The organism is Bartonella sp. AA89HNZF (assembly GCF_042196905.1).
In the GTDB taxonomy this organism is placed as follows: Bacteria; Pseudomonadota; Alphaproteobacteria; order Rhizobiales; family Rhizobiaceae; genus Bartonella.
Map to the genome: position 1 here is coordinate 1 of NZ_JBHIRD010000152.1, position 503 is coordinate 503.

Sequence of the window (503 nt, forward strand, 5' to 3'; positions counted from 1 at the left end):
AAACCTTGGCATGACCATAAACGCGTGCATAACTAAAAACCGTAGCATCATAAGAAACATGCGCATGATCATAAATATGAGCATCAGCAAGAATGCGGGCACTACCATTCACATGAGCATTACCATAAATATTGCCATAAACATGAGCATTGCCATAGACAAAAGCATGGTCATAAACTTTAGCATATTGAGAGATAAAAGCTTTTCCATAGACCTCAGCATTGCCATAAACTTGACCACAGACTTGAGAAAAATGGCGTATTTTTGCATTTTCATACACTCTTGCATGACCATAGACACAAGCCTCATCATACACCCAGCAATTACCATCATGGGATAGGTTAACTTCCTTTTCAATAAAGCCGCCTAAAGACCCCGCCTTTACATCATCAAAATCTTTTAAAGCTTTAATGCGATAAAGGTTTATAATATTTCGAGTAAGAGCATGTTTGATTTTTTTGATTTCACTGGTTAATTCGTATTTTTTGCACATAGAGATACCC

The 503-nt window shown here is 37.0% G+C and carries 1 pseudogene; it reads right to left on the reverse strand.

The window, feature by feature from the left end:
• Positions 1-493 (reverse strand): annotated as a pseudogene (locus ACFIN0_RS10230) (hypothetical protein); the annotation flags it as partial.
• Between the last annotated feature and the right edge of the window lie 10 nt (positions 494-503).